This is a genomic window from Idiomarina loihiensis (assembly GCF_024584785.1).
GTDB classification, from domain to species: domain Bacteria; phylum Pseudomonadota; class Gammaproteobacteria; order Enterobacterales; family Alteromonadaceae; genus Pseudidiomarina; species Pseudidiomarina fusca.
Genome location: NZ_CP074112.1, coordinates 1,366,560 through 1,381,980, shown reverse-complemented (window position 1 = coordinate 1,381,980; position 15,421 = coordinate 1,366,560). Strand labels below are relative to the sequence as shown.

General features: G+C 47.9%; 16 protein-coding genes. 11 read left to right on the top strand and 5 right to left on the bottom strand.

Annotated elements, in window-relative coordinates; translation table 11 throughout:
* From KGF88_RS06705 to lolB, 4 genes are all read right to left on the bottom strand, one after another.
* A complete protein-coding gene (locus KGF88_RS06705) occupies positions 1-666 on the bottom strand; it encodes a 50S ribosomal protein L25/general stress protein Ctc (protein WP_153825746.1) in 666 nt (221 codons plus the stop codon).
* Between the two features lie 125 nt (positions 667-791).
* Positions 792-1,739 carry a ribose-phosphate pyrophosphokinase gene (locus KGF88_RS06700; RefSeq protein WP_110074751.1) on the bottom strand — a complete coding sequence of 316 codons (948 nt, stop codon included), beginning with the start codon at positions 1,737-1,739 and terminating at the stop codon, positions 792-794.
* Between the two features lie 22 nt (positions 1,740-1,761).
* Positions 1,762-2,619, bottom strand: a complete 858-nt coding sequence (ispE, locus tag KGF88_RS06695; RefSeq protein ID WP_153825745.1) for a 4-(cytidine 5'-diphospho)-2-C-methyl-D-erythritol kinase — start codon at positions 2,617-2,619, stop codon at positions 1,762-1,764.
* A complete protein-coding gene (gene lolB / locus KGF88_RS06690) occupies positions 2,607-3,239 on the bottom strand; it encodes a lipoprotein insertase outer membrane protein LolB (RefSeq protein ID WP_162014442.1) in 633 nt (210 codons plus the stop codon). The genes ispE and lolB overlap by 13 nt, the downstream gene beginning before the upstream one ends.
* Before the next feature lie 100 nt (positions 3,240-3,339).
* Between lolB and hemA the strand changes: the two genes are divergently transcribed.
* Genes hemA through kdsA form a run of 8 tightly spaced genes read left to right on the top strand, consistent with a single transcriptional unit; the run spans position 3,340 to position 10,630 of the window.
* Positions 3,340-4,590, top strand: a complete 1,251-nt coding sequence (hemA, locus tag KGF88_RS06685; protein ID WP_110074748.1) for a glutamyl-tRNA reductase — start codon at positions 3,340-3,342, stop codon at positions 4,588-4,590.
* 15 nt (positions 4,591-4,605) lie between these two features.
* The gene (gene prfA / locus KGF88_RS06680) at positions 4,606-5,694 is read left to right on the top strand and encodes a peptide chain release factor 1 (RefSeq protein ID WP_153825991.1); all 1,089 of its coding nucleotides are present in this window, start codon (positions 4,606-4,608) and stop codon (positions 5,692-5,694) included.
* Between the two features lie 26 nt (positions 5,695-5,720).
* A complete protein-coding gene (gene prmC / locus KGF88_RS06675) occupies positions 5,721-6,605 on the top strand; it encodes a peptide chain release factor N(5)-glutamine methyltransferase (protein ID WP_153825743.1) in 885 nt (294 codons plus the stop codon).
* Positions 6,598-7,194 (top strand): response regulator, encoded by a 597-nt coding sequence (locus KGF88_RS06670; RefSeq protein ID WP_110074746.1) that lies wholly within the window; start codon positions 6,598-6,600, stop codon positions 7,192-7,194. The genes prmC and KGF88_RS06670 overlap by 8 nt, the downstream gene beginning before the upstream one ends.
* Before the next feature lie 35 nt (positions 7,195-7,229).
* Positions 7,230-7,592: a SirB2 family protein gene (locus tag KGF88_RS06665; RefSeq protein ID WP_110074745.1), complete on the top strand. Its 363-nt coding sequence runs from the start codon at positions 7,230-7,232 to the stop codon at positions 7,590-7,592.
* Between the two features lie 20 nt (positions 7,593-7,612).
* The gene (locus tag KGF88_RS06660; protein ID WP_153825742.1) at positions 7,613-8,416 is read left to right on the top strand and encodes a tetratricopeptide repeat protein; all 804 of its coding nucleotides are present in this window, start codon (positions 7,613-7,615) and stop codon (positions 8,414-8,416) included.
* A 60-nt stretch (positions 8,417-8,476) separates the two neighbouring features.
* Entirely contained in the window at positions 8,477-9,727 is a 1,251-nt protein-coding gene (locus KGF88_RS06655) for a DUF819 domain-containing protein (protein WP_162014441.1), read from the top strand.
* A gap of 54 nt (positions 9,728-9,781) precedes the next feature.
* Positions 9,782-10,630, top strand: a complete 849-nt coding sequence (gene kdsA, locus KGF88_RS06650) for a 3-deoxy-8-phosphooctulonate synthase (RefSeq protein WP_162014458.1) — start codon at positions 9,782-9,784, stop codon at positions 10,628-10,630.
* 45 nt (positions 10,631-10,675) lie between these two features.
* Here the strand turns inward: kdsA and KGF88_RS06645 are convergent, their stop codons facing one another.
* A complete protein-coding gene (locus KGF88_RS06645; RefSeq protein ID WP_153825741.1) occupies positions 10,676-11,377 on the bottom strand; it encodes a hypothetical protein in 702 nt (233 codons plus the stop codon).
* Positions 11,378-11,576: 199 nt separating this feature from the next.
* On the opposite strand from KGF88_RS06645, the gene KGF88_RS06640 reads away from it, so the two are divergent.
* From KGF88_RS06640 to rsuA, 3 genes are all read left to right on the top strand, one after another.
* Positions 11,577-12,209 (top strand): TetR/AcrR family transcriptional regulator, encoded by a 633-nt coding sequence (locus KGF88_RS06640; protein WP_153825740.1) that lies wholly within the window; start codon positions 11,577-11,579, stop codon positions 12,207-12,209.
* 51 nt (positions 12,210-12,260) lie between these two features.
* Positions 12,261-14,561, top strand: a complete 2,301-nt coding sequence (locus KGF88_RS06635; RefSeq protein WP_153825739.1) for an acyl-CoA dehydrogenase — start codon at positions 12,261-12,263, stop codon at positions 14,559-14,561.
* Positions 14,562-14,688: 127 nt separating this feature from the next.
* Positions 14,689-15,375: a 16S rRNA pseudouridine(516) synthase RsuA gene (gene rsuA, locus KGF88_RS06630; RefSeq protein WP_153825738.1), complete on the top strand. Its 687-nt coding sequence runs from the start codon at positions 14,689-14,691 to the stop codon at positions 15,373-15,375.
* The last annotated feature ends 46 nt before the right edge of the window (positions 15,376-15,421 follow it).

Below are 15,421 nucleotides of genomic sequence, written 5' to 3'. Positions count from 1 at the left end.
TTATTCAGCGTCTTTATCTGCTTTTGCTTCTTTTGCAGTTGGAACTTCTGCAGAAACTTCTTCAGCATCTGCTTCTTTCTCAACTCGCGGTGCAGTGATAGATACTACCGCTTGGTCATGATCTTCACCTTTAGCAAGCTCAACCAATTCCACACCGTTAGGTAGGTTAAGGTCGCTCAAGTGCAAGGTTTCACCCAGTTTCAAGTTGGCGATGTCAACTTCAACAAATTCTGGAAGATCTTTTGGCAAACAAGTGATTTCTAAATCTGCAACATGGTGAACAACAACGCCACCTTCTTGCTTCACGCCAACTGCAGTAGCTTCGTTGATGAAGTGTACAGGAACGTGAGTGTGTAACTTCTGACCTTTAACAACACGTTGGAAATCCAAGTGAGTCAATTTAGGCTTGAACGGGTGACGTTGAACGTCTTTCAAGATAGCTTCGTGCTTCTTGCCGTCAATCACTAACGTCAAAATGTGCGAATAGAAAGCCTCATGATCAGCCATGTTGTTCACTTTGTTGTGATCTAGAGTGATTGAGATGGCTTCTTTATCTGCACCGTACAAAATAGCAGGTACTTTTTCCGCACGACGCAGGCGGCGGCTCGCACCTTTCCCTGTATCAGTACGCAGTTCTGCTTGAATAGTAAAATCGATAGTTGACATATGGAGTGTCTCCGTTAAATAAAATGACGTCGGATATTCGCGACCAAATACCCGACAAGTTCCTTAAAAATGGCTCGCCAATTTTAAAGGCGCGAAATATTACCACTGGCGCCCTTAAAACTCAATCAATACTCAAACATTGCTGAGATTGATTCTTCGTTGCTCACGCGGCGTAGCGCTTCACTGAGCATACCGCTCAGAGTCAGCTGATGCACTTTATCTAAGGCTTTCATTTCAGCACTCAAAGGGATGCTATCGGTTACTACTACTTGGTCAATATGAGAATCGCGGATGTTGCTCACCGCATTGCCTGAGAAGACCGGGTGAGTGGCGTATGCAAACACTCGTTTGGCACCGTTTTTCTTGAGTGCTTCAGCGGCCTTACAAAGCGTACCACCAGTATCAATCATGTCATCAACGATAATGCAGTCACGGTCTTGAATATCACCAATGATGTGCATCACTTGTGATTCGTTGGCACGTGGACGACGCTTATCAATGATGGCCAAGTCAATATCGTTTAGTAATTTGGCTAGCGCCCGTGCGCGAACCACACCACCGATATCGGGAGAGACCACCACTGGATTATGGAAAGCTTGTTGGCGCAGGTGCTCAAGCAGAACCGGGGTACCAAACACGTTGTCTACCGGCACATCAAAGAAGCCTTGAATTTGCTCTGCGTGCAAATCAACGGTCAGCACCCGATCCACCCCAACACTGGAGAGGAAGTCAGCCACTACTTTGGAGGTGATAGGAACCCGTGCCGAGCGTACGCGACGATCCTGACGTGCATAGCCAAAATACGGAATAACTGCGGTAATGCGGCCGGCTGAAGCGCGGCGCAAAGCATCTACCATCACGATTAATTCCATCAGGTTATCGTTGGTAGGGGCACAGGTTGATTGAATAATAAAAACGTCAGAACCGCGCACATTCTCGTTGATACGAATACTGATTTCACCGTCACTAAAACGGCCCACTTCAGCATCGCCTAATTTGATATACAAACGGTCGGCAATTTTCTTGGCGAGTTCTGGCGTTGCATTGCCAGCGAAGAGCTTCATGTCAGGCACACTAAACCTCTGTTTTCAATGGTTAGGTTACAGTTGAAGCCTGCCGCAATTGCTGGCAGACCGGGGATTCGTTGATGCCACGGGCGACAAACCCTGTCCAAGCCGCAGGTAGCTGTTGCAGCGCAGCAAGAGCCTGTTGCTGCTGGTCGAACCGGGCAAAAATACAGGCACCGGTGCCGGTCAGCCGAGACGGCGCGTATTCTACCAACCAGGCGAGGGCCTTGGCAACTTCTGGATAGAGTTGGCAGACCAGTTGTTGGCAATCGTTTTGGGTGTTGTGCCAGTTCCACTGCTGCGGATCCATGTGTGCATGTTGGCGCGGCAGTTGCGGATGCTGAAAAATAGTTGGGGTGCTGACATGGACACCGGGGTGCACCACTAAATACCAAGGGCAAGCCGGCGTCATCGGTGTTAATTGCTCGCCGATGCCTTGGGCAAAAGCTGCATGGCCGCTAACAAAAATCGGCACGTCGGCTCCTAGTTGCAAGCCTAGCTGGGCTAACTCAGCGGTGCTGAGTGGTAACTGCCATAACTGGCGTAAGGCGAGTAAGGTGGTGGCTGCATCCGACGAACCACCGCCAAGGCCTCCGCCGCAGGGCAGTACTTTATGGAGGTGAATACGCACACCACGGGCATGTTTTGGAAATTCCTGTTGCAGCAGTTGAACTGCCCTAAGCACTAAATTATCAGGGCCCGCGAGTTCAGCTACCGAACAGCTAAAATCAAGCGTGTCGGTATCGGTAAGGGTAAAATCTAAGCGATCACCGTAATCGATAAATTGAAATAGCGTTTCTAGCAAATGATAGCCATCATGACGTTGGCCGGTGATATGCAAGAATAAATTCAGTTTGGCAACAGCCGAAAGGCTCAGAGTAGCCATTGCGATACCTTCAGTTTGAGGCGCCAGTGCGCTGAGGTTAAATCAATGCTGTGAGGTAATAAGTAAGTGGCTACCGGCTGGTATTGGCGCAGCTCCGCGGTCCACATTTGGCGGGCCGCCAACAATTGATAATCAGCCAGTAACGCGCGTTGTTGTGGGTCATCATCAAGCAATTGGTAGTGCGCTTCAAACATTTGCTCAGGTTGCACACCCAGCACCAGCTGTTGCAATACATCGAACGGCAATTGCACCGCAAAATAGCGCTCAAGCAGCGCGCTGGCGCTGTTGTCACGATATTCGTTGCCGTCATTATCAATTAACAGAGCACCGTTAGAGGTTTGTTCGAGTGTGGCAAGAGTACCTTTGAGTGGATGTGAAAAACGCATACTGACGAGATTGGGGGATTGGTTCCAATCCACGTAAATGCCGTGGCGGTCATTTTCGCGTAAGTCAAAAATCGCCATTTGGCCGCGCAAACGCCATTGGGTTAGCTCAGCTAACTGCTGTTGTTGGGCCGCAATGGCACCGGCCGACACCAGGGTGGTCGTGGTGCTGGTTGGTACCGTAGAGCAGGCGCTTAACCACCCACTTAGGAGTACTACTAATAGAAGACGTTTCATGTGCAGGTTTATCCCTGTTCGCATGCTTTTAATAATGAGGGGTTTCACGTACAATTGCCAGCGTTTCGCAGTAGCCAGAGGCTTGCAATTTTTTCTTATTATGACCATTTTCGCACTGGGTGTTAACCATAAAACCGCTTCGGTAGAATTACGAGAGCGGGTTGCTTTCTCGCCTGAGCAGCTGCATAGCGCGCTGCCGGCTTTGCGTGAGCAAACCGGCGTGCAAGAAGCGGTGATTGTCTCTACTTGCAATAGAACTGAATTGTACTGTCATGGCGAAGCCTCGTTAGATTTGCTCACAGGTTGGCTGGCCGGTTATCACGGCATCCCCTTGCAACAGCTCAGAGAACATAGCTATGGCTATCAAGATGGTGCCGCCATCGCTCATTTAATGGCCGTAGCCAGTGGGTTAGATTCGCTGGTGCTGGGCGAACCGCAGATTTTAGGCCAAGTAAAGCAAGCCTATCAATTTGCTCGCAATCAAACCAGCGTTGGTAGCGTGTTAGAGCGTTTATTTCAGCAAACGTTCCGCGTTGCTAAAACCGTTCGTACGGAAACTAAAGTGGGCGAGAACGCTGTGTCAGTGGCTTTTGCTGCGGTCAATTTGGCGCGCCAAATCTTCGCCGAGTTACCAGAGTCTAATGTCTTGCTGGTGGGTGCTGGTGATACTGCCGAGCTGGTTGCCCAACACTTAACAGAGCACGGCGTGAAGCATTTGATGGTAGCTAACCGGACGCTAACTCGAGCAGCGACCGTAGCTGAGCAGTTTGGCGGTCATGCGCATACCTTAGGTGAGCTGCAAGATTTATTGCCTAAGGCCGATATTGTCATCAGTTCTACCGCAAGTCCGTTGCCGATTATTGGCAAAGGCTTGATTGAACATGCCTTAAAACAGCGGCGTCGCCAACCTATGTTGCTGATCGATTTAGCGGTACCGCGAGATATTGAAGCGCAAGTGAATGAGCTTGCTGACGCTTATTTATACACGGTTGATGATCTGCAAGGTATCATCACCGAGAATTTACGTAACCGTGAAGAAGCCGCCGCAGAGGCACAGGGCATTATTCAAGAGCACTGTGATGCTTTTTTAGCTTGGTTGCGTCAATTAAGCCATGTTGATGTGATTCGTGATTATCGCCAACGCATCGAAGCCATGGCCGCTGAACAATTACAACGAGCACAAAAACAGCTGGCCGCAGGTAAAGATGCGGATGCCGTGTTGAGTGAGTTTAGTCAACGCTTAACCCGGCAGTTTTTACACCAACCCACGCGGTTAATGCGAGCCGCTGGAGCCACGGGTGATCAACACACGTTGGCACTATTCCAACAATTAATTGCAGATGACGAGTAAGGTCTTCGCCCGATGATGAATCCTTCGATTATTCGAAAGCTAGAAGCGCTGTTAGAGCGCTATGAAGAAGTACAGCATTTATTAAGTGATCCGCAAATTATTTCGGATCAAGACAAATTTAGAGCCCTATCACGAGAATATTCTCAGTTAGAAGAGCTGGTTCAGTGCTTTACCGCCTATCAACGCGCCCAATCGGATGAACAGGGGGCGCGCGAGATGATGCAAGAAGATGACGCAGAAATGCGCGAGATGGCCAAGCTCGAATTAGAAGCTGCGCAACAGCAACAAGAGCAGTTAGAGCAACAACTACAAATCTTGTTGCTGCCTAAAGACCCTAACGACGACCGTCCTTGCTACTTAGAGATTCGTGCCGGTGCCGGTGGCGATGAAGCCGCTATCTTTGCCGGCGACTTATTTAGAATGTACAGCCGCTATGCTGAGAATCATGGCTGGCGGGTTAGCATGGTGAGTTGTAACGAAGGCGAACATGGCGGTTTTAAAGAAGTGATTGCGCACGTATCAGGTGATGGTGCCTACGGGCGGATGAAGTTTGAGTCCGGCGGCCATCGCGTGCAACGGGTGCCAGATACTGAATCGCAAGGTCGGGTGCATACCTCTGCTTGTACGGTGGCAGTGTTACCAGAAATTCCAGAAGCCGAAGCGGTTGAGATCAACCCAGCGGATTTACGTGTGGATACCTTTCGTGCCTCCGGTGCTGGTGGACAGCACGTCAACCGTACCGATTCAGCCATTCGGATCACCCACATCCCGACGGGATTTGTGGTGGAGTGTCAGGATGAGCGCTCGCAGCATAAGAACCGCGCGAAAGCCATGTCGGTGTTGCAGTCGAGACTACAAGCAGCAGAAGACGAAAAGCGCCAACGCGAAGAACAATCAACGCGGCGTAGCTTGGTTGGAAGTGGTGACCGTTCAGAGCGTATTCGTACCTACAATTATCCACAAGGACGAGTGAGTGATCACCGCATCAATTTAACCTTGTACCGTTTAGATGAAGTGCTTGAAGGTGCGTTGGATTTGCTCTTGGATGCCATTGTGCAAGAGCATCAAGCAGACCAACTTGCGGCTTTGTCAGAACAACATTAAGGTGGCTGCGGCAATGAAGGCACCTCATGGCGGATAAGCAACACAGCGCAGTAGGCACGGTCGCACAGGCATTGCAGTGGGCCGTAACGCAGTTGAGTGAATCCTCCAGCCCGAAGCTGGACGCTGAGGTGTTGTTGGCTAAGGTATTAGCTAAACAGCGTAGTTACTTGTTTACTTGGCCTGAAGCTGAGTTAACGGCGGCGCAGCAACAGCAGTTCAGCGCGTGGGTCATGCAACGCCAAGCCGGGCAGCCCATGGCCTATCTACTGGGCGAGCGCGAGTTTTGGTCATTACCCTTAGCGACCAACCCTAGTACTTTAATCCCTCGGGCTGATACCGAATGTTTAGTTGAGTTTGCGCTTAGCTTAACCTTGCCGGCTACCGCGCACGTGCTCGATTTAGGTACAGGGACCGGGGCTATTGCGCTGGCCCTAGCAAGTGAACGTGAGCACTGGCACATACAAGGGATCGATAAAGAGGCGGCAGCCATAGCGCTTGCCTCTGCCAATGCGGCACGGCTGCAGCTACCGGTGAGCTTTAGTTGTAGTGATTGGTTCAGTGCCATCACAAACCAAGGTTTTGATCTGATTGTCAGTAACCCACCTTATATTGATGCTAGTGATGTTCATTTGCAGCAAGGTGATGTGCGATTTGAGCCGCGGTCAGCCTTGGTTGCCACAGACGCGGGCTTGGCTGATTTAGCCGCCATCGTGGCGCAAGCACCGAGTTACCTAAAGCCACAGGGCTGGTTGGTGGTAGAGCATGGCTGGCAACAAGCTGCAGCGGTACGACAACTGATGGTACAACAAGGGTTTACAGCAGTGGCCAGTGGTTGTGATTATGGCGGTAACGAACGCTATACTTATGGTCAATGTGTGGGGCAGACAACCGAAGAGGCTAGTAATGAGTAGCGAATTTATCTTTGCCAACGAACCTGATAATAACGAACACCATAACCAAGCGAATCAAGAGCCATGGAAAATCTTAATCGTTGATGATGAACGAGAAGTCCATGCAGTAACACGGCTCGCTTTGATGGACCTGCAATTTGAAGGGCGTGGGCTGCAATTTTTAAGTGCCTATTCGCGTCATGAAGCTGAGCAGTTAGTGCTGCAGCATCCTGACCTTGCCATTGTCTTGTTAGATGTGGTGATGGATACTGATGATGCGGGTTTGATGGTGGCGCGGTTCATTCGTGAGCAAGCCAAAAACCAGTCATCACGAATTATTTTACGCACCGGCCAACCAGGTCAAGCACCTGAGCGCGCGGTGGTGATGAACTACGATATTAATGATTACAAAGCTAAAACAGAACTTACCGCACAAAAACTCTTTACCTGTGTGATGTCCTCGCTGCGTTCTTATCGTGACATCATGCAGGTGGTGGCGAAACAGCAGCAACTGCAATTTGAACTTGAGTTTTATCGTAACTGGTTAGCCGAGCATCAACCAGAAACAGCGGTAAAGATAGCTACGGCATATAGGCAACTAGCTGATTAATAATAACTTTTAAAATATAAAGCGGGAGATTTAAGATGTCTTATATGGCGCTAAAACACATGCACGTCACTTTTGTAGCCTTGAGTGTGTTATTATTCGTGTTACGTTTTTTCTGGGTCAGCATCGATGCGAAGGTGGCTCAGCAGAAGTGGGTGAAGATTGTTCCGCATGTTATCGATACCTTGTTGTTACTCAGTATCGTTGGCTTGATGATATACCGCCCGTGGGATGCTTTTGCGACCAATAAGCTGATTGGCTTAGTGGGTTATATTTTAGCTGGTTTAGTCGCCATGAAAGCAACCACCACCTTGGTGCGTACGCTTGGTTTTGCGGTGGCGCTAGGCTGGATCGCCTTTTTACTGCATGTGGCTATTAGCAAACAAGCATTGATTGGCTAAGGAAAGTAATAGAATAGTTTATGCGTTTTTCATACTTAGAACATATTGCTCAAGAAATTCTTCCTACCATAGAGATCATTTGGGAAGTAAGTCGTGCCTTTCATTCGGATAGTGATCAGTACGTCGCTGATTATTATCAAAGCATTCGGCACTTGGCGGAAGACCTTGATGAGCTTGAAGGTGTTGAAAAATTACAAGGATTAACTGAGCAATTCTTCTTTAACCTAAGTTTTAGTGATGCGCCTGAACCTATCGTTGGTAGCCAAAGGATTTTACTGGATCGAGTGATTAGCTATCGCACTGGGTTACCCATGAGTTTAGCTTTGTTGCTGCAAGAGGCCGCTGCTTATGCGGGCTTGCAATTAGAACTGGTGGATTTTCCTGGCTACCCGTTATTGCGATTTGATTACCAACAACAAAGTTATTTTGTGGATCCCATCAACGGTGATTTGTTAGAGGGTTATCAGGTGCAAGAGCGCTTTGAAGATCTCACTGAAAATGTCGTTGATTTTGGTTGGGATATGTTTGAAGCAGCCGATCAAAAAACCGTTTTAGTCCGTTATTTGACTGAATTAAAACATGCGTTTATTCATGATCGGGCTTTTGCGAATGCGCTAACAACCGTGCATATGTTATTAACCATCCATCCCGATGACCCCTACGAAATTCGAGATCGTGGCTATGTGTTAGAAGAGCTAGATTGTCAGCAAGCCGCGGTTGACGATTATTTGTATTTTGTCGAACAATGTCCTGATGACCCAAGTGCGCAATTATTGCGTCTGCAATTAGAAACTTGGGCGGCACCGCAGCATATCTTGCATTAAGGCAAGTGAGAGTAGCGCCATGGATGCCAATAATAAAATAAGAACAACTAAGGAGCCCACGTGGAAACAACCGCTCTCATAACTAACGATGGTATTATTTTTGGCTTGCTGGCCGTTATTTTGGGTGCGATTTTTTACACCCAATCCAGCTCACATCCATTTTTCCAAAAGTTCTATAAATGGGTACCAGCGCTTTTACTCTGTTACTTTATTCCGTCTTTGCTGAACACCTTTGGGATTGTCGATGGCGCTAGTACTGGCGTGTATCCGTTGGTGATGGATTATTTACTGCCAGCCTGTTTGGTACTGCTTACCTTAAGTCTCGATTTAAAAGCCATTGTGCGGTTGGGGCCTAAGTTAGTGATTTTATTTTTGGTAGGCACTTTGGGTATTGTGATTGGTGGGCCTATTGCACTGTTACTGGTAAGTCTGGTTTTTCCTGAATTGCTGAATGGTGCAGGACCGGATGCGGTGTGGCGCGGTATGACCACCATTGCCGGCAGCTGGATTGGCGGCGGTGCTAATCAGGCGGCCATGAAAGAAGTTTACGAAGTTGGCGGCGAGATTTTTTCAGCCATGGTTACCGTGGATATCATTGTCGCCAATTTATGGATGGCAGTGTTGTTGTATATGGCTGCTAATAGCAAAGCCATAGATGCGCGGATTGGCGCCGACACCAGTGCCATTGAAACCATTAAAGAGCGTATGGAACATTATCAAGCACAACATAACCGTGAGGCTAAACTACCTGATTTAATGTTTATTCTTGCTGTTGCATTTGGGGTAACAGGTGTTGCTCACTGGGGCGCTGATGTGCTGGCACCTTTTATCGGCGAACATCTACCGCTCCTCAAAGATTTTAGTTTAGATAAAAAGTTCTTCTGGTTAATCGTCATCGCAACCACGATTGGGGTTATCCTCTCTTTTACTCCGGCACGGAAATTAGAAGGGGTAGGAGCATCCAAATTTGGTTCTTTGTTTGTCTATATCTTGGTCGCGACTATCGGCCTACACATGGATGTTACTGCTATCCTAGACTCACCTAAGTATTTCTTAATAGGTGCTATCTGGATGGTCATTCATGCTAGCCTGATGTTAGTGACTGCACGGCTTCTGAAAGCGCCGGTATTTTACATGGCCGTAGGTAGTCAAGCGAACGTAGGTGGTGCGGCTTCGGCGCCCGTGGTGGCTTCAGCCTTTCACCCATCGTTGGCTCCGGTGGGGGTATTGCTAGCCGTGTTTGGTTATGCGCTAGGTACTTATATGGCGTACATATGTGGCCAAATTCTTCGTGTTATTAGTGCTGGTTAGGGTTAGTTAGCTGCTTAAACTAACTCATCATGGACCCAGTAAGGATCGAATGTGATTAATACTCAAGTAATAAAAGTAGGGCAGGTACAAGTAGGTAATCACTTACCTTTTGTGCTGTTTGGTGGCATGAATGTGCTTGAATCGCGTGATTTAGCCATGCGCATTGCTGAACACTACGCTGAAGTGACCAGCAAATTGGGCATTCCTTTTGTTTTTAAAGCAAGCTTTGATAAGGCTAATAGGTCGTCGATTCACTCATATCGTGGGCCTGGGTTAGACAAAGGATTAGATATTTTTGCTGAGATAAAAGCGACTTTTAACGTTCCTATTATCACCGACGTGCATGAACCTCACCAAGCCCAGCCGGTAGCAGAGGTTGCTGATATTATTCAGCTTCCAGCATTTTTAGCACGGCAAACGGATCTCGTGGTGGCGATGGCAGCAACGGGTGCTGTGATCAATGTCAAAAAGCCACAATTTTTAGCTCCCCACGAAATGCGTCATATTTTGAAAAAATTTGGTGAAGCTGGTAATCATCAAGTGATTTTGTGCGAACGCGGTAGTTGCTTTGGCTATAATAATCTGGTGGTAGACATGCTCGGCATGGACGAAATGAAACAACTAGCCCCAGTGATGTTTGACGCCACTCATGCATTACAGCGCCCTGGTGGTCGTTCAGATTCTGCTGACGGACGTCGTGCACAAGCTGCTGTGTTAGCTCGGTCGGGGATGGCTCTTGGTTTAGCGGGCTTGTTTATTGAAGCCCATCCAGATCCTGATCAAGCCAAATGTGATGGTCCTTGTGCTTTGCCATTGAATAAGCTCGAGGCTTATTTACAGCAAATGCAAGCGGTGGATCAGTTGGTTAAGAGTTTTGCTCCACTTGATACCAGCACCGTTTAACCAGCAAACTGCGGTAACTGTTAGCAGTTACCGCAGTCGTTATGGTTAAGGCTGAGGTCTGATGATTTGAATTTTATGGGAGCCCTCTAAGGAATTAGAGATCATCATGGTCTTATAGTCTGGGCCTAATTGCGGTGACTGCACCAGCGCTTTATGAAATTTCATCATGTAGTCAAACGGCAAGTTTGAACCACTAATACTCACTTCACACACGGTTGTGCGACATTGAATGTCGCTAATTTCTGCGCCCTGTAAATCTTCCTGTTGAGCGTACAGGTTTTCTATTTCACTAGTCATGACATAAGCCCAGTCTTGGTCAATAGCTTCTGTATGAAGACGTTCACTAATGTTCTCAGAATTAAGTATTTCTGATTGCACATCTAGCAACATCTCTATTTCTTGTTGGTTACGGGTCTTTAATAACTCGGCCAATCGGGCCAGCTGCGCATCACTAAGGTCTAATTCTTGAGCTACGTCTTGTTGCTCTTGGGTAGAAGCAGCGACTTGGGGTTGAGTGCTGCTATCACTGGCAAAAGCAGCTGCGCTATCCGTATTTCTTACAGCATCATTCCCAACAGTTAAGGACGTGCTAGGTACAGAAGCTGCGGCAGACGTGTTCTCAGCTGCAGTATTCATGTCTGTATCGATGCTGGCAACAGGGGGCATAGGTGCAGATCGACCGACAACTAGCGCAATAACCAGTGCCCCAATAATAGCTAAATAAATGACATGAGTAAGTTTATGCATTGTCTAAGCTGCTCTGTTATTAGATTGTTGATATATTTACATGATTGATAAACTATCAGCTAGCAACAGGCAGATCAAGGGATAGGAAAGTGGCTGACGCTTGCGCATTCATGCTATTTCGATTAAATTGAAACGCATGTTTAAAATGGCTGTTCTAAACGCTTACAAAAGAACAGCATAGAGGTGAGGCCAGTTAACGATGGCAAAACGAGTTACAACCAAAGAAAAAATACTCAATGCAGCGGAAGCATTATTTGCGGAACATGGCTTTGAGCAGACGTCCTTGCGGCAGATTACCGCCGATGCTGACGTGAACCTTGCTTCAGTGAATTATCATTTTGGTTCAAAAAAGGCGCTCATTCAAGCGGTTATGGCACGTTATTTAGAAGTGTTAATGCCCGCCTTAGAGCAAGAACTGGTGGCGCTGCAAGCACGAAATAAGATATCAACTCGCGATGTATTCGACTGTTTTCGTAAGCCATTGGCCCAGTTGCGTGAGGTTAGAAAGCATGGTCCCACGTTGTTTTTAAGCCTATTAGGATTTGCTTATGCAGAGATTCAAGGGCATCTACGGCGGTATACCATGGACCATTTTGGCCATGTTATCGAGCATCTATTAGCTGCGTTGCATCAAGCTAACCCGCAATTGAGCCCCGTAGATATGTTTTGGCGGTTACACTTTGTGCTTGGAGCAACGGTATTTGCACAGGTATCTGGACCGGCACTTCGAGAGATTGCCGCAGCGGATTTTGGTGAAACGATTGCAGCAGACCAGATGATTGATCGTCTTATTCCATTTCTTGCCGGTGGTGTTGACGCCTCGGCAGCATAATCAGCTATGCTTATAGCTAGTTGAATCATTCTTTTAATAAGGTGTAGTAGCATGGAAATTTTAATTATCCTGATTGTCGCCGTGGTGTTGTTATTCGCCATTAAAGACATTCGCCGTAGCCTGATTAGCAGACCAGCGTTTGGTTTTTTTAAACGGGTGTTGCCGCCGCTTTCGCCAACCGAGCGCGAGGCCATGCAAGCTGGCGATACCTGGTGGGATGCTGACTTGTTTAGTGGACGCCCGGATTGGGAAAAATTTCACCAGACTCAGGCGCCGACCTTTACTGATGCTGAACAAGCCTTTATCGACAACCAGTTAGAGACGCTATTGGCGATGTTGGATGATTTTAAAATCATGCAACAAGATCGCGATTTACCTAAAGATGTTTGGGATTACATTCGCAAAGAAAAATTCTTTGCCATGATTATTGGTAAGGAGTTTGGTGGTTTAGAATTCTCGCCAGCAGCAAACTCATACATTGTATCGCGCATTGCGACCCGCTCAATCAGTGCCGCCGTTACGGTGATGGTACCTAACTCATTAGGCCCGGGTGAGTTACTTACTCACTATGGTACCGATGAACAAAAGAATTATTGGCTGCCGCGCTTGGCTGACGGCACCGATATTCCATGTTTCGCCTTAACTGGCCCTGAAGCAGGTTCTGACGCTGGTGCCATTCCAGATACGGGCATCGTGTGCAAGGGCGAGTTTGAAGGCAAAGAAGTTTTAGGCATTCGCTTAAATTGGAGCAAACGTTACATTACCTTGGCTCCGGTCGCGACAGTTTTAGGTTTAGCCTTTAAGCTTTACGATCCTGAAAAATTATTGGGTGAGCAAGAAGATATCGGCATTACCTGTGCGTTAATTCCAACCAGTCACAAAGGTGTTGAGACGGGTGAGCGTCATTTGCCACTCAATCAAGTCTTCATGAATGGTACCACCTACGGCAAAGATGTCTTTATCCCACTAGATTGGATTATCGGTGGGCAAGAGTTTGCTGGTAAAGGGTGGCGTATGCTGATGGAATGCTTATCAGCTGGCCGTGGTATTTCACTCCCAGCATTGGCGGCAGCAACGGGCCACCTTACGCAGCGCATGACCGGTGCCTATGCTTACGTACGGCAACAGTTTGGCATGCCCATTGGGATGTTCGAAGGGGTGCAAGCTGCCATGGGTAAAATTGGTGGCACCAACTACATCCTCGAATCCATGCGTCGGTTAACGGTGACCGCCTTGTGTGAAGGTAAGAGTCCGTCGGTTATCACGGCCATGACTAAGTATCACATGACAGAAATGGGCCGCGAGGTGATGGATGCGGCGATGGATATTCATGCGGGTAAAGGCATTCAATTAGGTAGTCGAAACTATTTGGGCCATGGCTATATGGCCACACCTGTGTCTATTACCGTAGAAGGCGCGAATATTCTTACCCGTAACTTGATGATCTTTGGACAAGGTGCAACCCGCTGTCACCCTTACGTACTGAAAGAAATGGAAGCAGCGAGCAACCCAGATGAAGAGCAAGGCTTACATGATTTTGATGAGCTGTTACTCAAACATATTGGGTTTGCCGCGAGTAACTTCTTCGGTAGTTTGTGGATGGGGTTATCTGGAGCACGTTTTAATAAGAGCCCAGTGAGTGGTCCAACCGCACGTTATTATCAGCAATTAACCCGTATGAGCAGAGCGCTGGCTATGACAGCGGATATGGCGATGCTGGTGATGGGCGGCGATTTAAAACGCAAAGAAATGTTATCAGCGCGGTTAGGCGATGTGTTGAGTCATTTGTACATGGCCTCAGCAGTGCTGAAGCGTTATGAAGATGATGGTCGTCAAAGTGGTGATTTGGTGTTTGTTGATTATGCGCTGCAGCATCATTTGTACGCTATTGGTGAAGCCTTTAAAGGATTCTTCGCAAACTTCCCGAACCGATTTATTGCGTGGACCTTGCGCTTAGCAATCTTCCCATTAGGCAACCATTATCATCAGCCGGACGATAGTATTTTGCAGGGAATTTCTACCAGCATGATGCAGCCGGGTGTTACTCGTGATCGCCATACCTTCTTAACCTATTGGAAGGATGATGAAAAAGATCCGACCGGTCATATGGAACTGGCATTCTTAGCGATGCGCGAGCATTCAGATGTCTACAAACGTATTCGTAAGGCGGTTAAACGTGGCGATATTGATGGTAATCTCAACGGTGATGCCTTGGTAGAGCAAGCGCGGGCAGCCGAAGTGATTAGCGCTGAAGAGGCCAGCGCTTTAAGCCGTACTGAGCGACTCCGTCTGTATGCCATTGGTGTCGACCAATTCGCAGCAGGCGTGATTGAGGATAAAAACTTTTATTAAGCCGCTGTGATACTAGCTATAATAGCCCCAGATTCTGGGGCACAATAACCTCGCTTAGGCGAGGTTATTTTTTGGGTAACGAGCCCATGGTGTTGGTGAGCAACCATGGCAAACGTAGGTGATGCAGATGCGATTAGATAAATTTTTAGCCGAAACCACCGGAATGAGCCGCAAAGAAGCGATGCGAACTTTGCATGCCGGGGCGGTCAGTGTTGATGGTGTGGTCGCTAAGAAAGGCGCGATGCAGGTGCCAGCGACTGCGGAAGTGATTTTTAATGGGGTGACGCTTAAGCTGTTGGGCCCAACTTATATCATGTTGCATAAGCCGTTAGATTGCGTTTGTGCCAATGACGATCCCCGTCATATGACGGTATTTGCTTACTTAGATTTACCTAACCCGGAAAAATTTCACACGGTAGGACGACTGGATATAGATACCTCTGGACTCTTGCTGATCACTAATGATGGACAATGGACCCATCGGATTATCTCGCCTAAGCGTAGCTGTCCGAAAGTGTATCGAGCAGAGCTGGCCGAGCCGCTTGAGCCGCACCATGTAGAGCTATTCAAACAAGGGCTGCAATTGCATGGTGAGAAAAAGTTAACCGAACCGGCACAACTCGATATTATTCATCCGCAGCAAGCGTTAGTGACCGTATCAGAAGGACGCTATCATCAGGTGCGACGGATGTTTGCTGCTATTGGTAACAAAGTAGAAGGCCTGCATCGTGAACAAATAGGTGAGCTTAAACTGGGTGATTTAGGCCCGGGTGAGTATCGGCACCTAACTGCTGCCGAGGTAGCTTTGTTTTAGTGGGTATACGGATTTAATGGTTGATGGGGCACCTTCACCCCATCAA

Excerpts from the sequence above, each read along its gene's own strand:
- KGF88_RS06640 (WP_153825740.1), top strand. The coding sequence starts at position 11,577 with ATGGCAAAACGAGTTACAACCAAAGAAAAAATACTCAATGCAGCGGAA.
- prmC (WP_153825743.1), top strand. The coding sequence starts at position 5,721 with ATGGCGGATAAGCAACACAGCGCAGTAGGCACGGTCGCACAGGCATTG.
- hemA (WP_110074748.1), top strand. The coding sequence starts at position 3,340 with ATGACCATTTTCGCACTGGGTGTTAACCATAAAACCGCTTCGGTAGAA.
- KGF88_RS06635 (WP_153825739.1), top strand. The coding sequence starts at position 12,261 with ATGGAAATTTTAATTATCCTGATTGTCGCCGTGGTGTTGTTATTCGCC.
- prfA (WP_153825991.1), top strand. The coding sequence starts at position 4,606 with ATGAATCCTTCGATTATTCGAAAGCTAGAAGCGCTGTTAGAGCGCTAT.
- KGF88_RS06665 (WP_110074745.1), top strand. The coding sequence starts at position 7,230 with ATGTCTTATATGGCGCTAAAACACATGCACGTCACTTTTGTAGCCTTG.
- lolB (WP_162014442.1), bottom strand. The coding sequence starts at position 3,239 with ATGAAACGTCTTCTATTAGTAGTACTCCTAAGTGGGTGGTTAAGCGCC.
- KGF88_RS06645 (WP_153825741.1), bottom strand. The coding sequence starts at position 11,377 with ATGCATAAACTTACTCATGTCATTTATTTAGCTATTATTGGGGCACTG.
- rsuA (WP_153825738.1), top strand. The coding sequence starts at position 14,689 with ATGCGATTAGATAAATTTTTAGCCGAAACCACCGGAATGAGCCGCAAA.
- ispE (WP_153825745.1), bottom strand. The coding sequence starts at position 2,619 with ATGGCTACTCTGAGCCTTTCGGCTGTTGCCAAACTGAATTTATTCTTG.
- KGF88_RS06705 (WP_153825746.1), bottom strand. The coding sequence starts at position 666 with ATGTCAACTATCGATTTTACTATTCAAGCAGAACTGCGTACTGATACA.
- KGF88_RS06670 (WP_110074746.1), top strand. The coding sequence starts at position 6,598 with ATGAGTAGCGAATTTATCTTTGCCAACGAACCTGATAATAACGAACAC.
- KGF88_RS06660 (WP_153825742.1), top strand. The coding sequence starts at position 7,613 with ATGCGTTTTTCATACTTAGAACATATTGCTCAAGAAATTCTTCCTACC.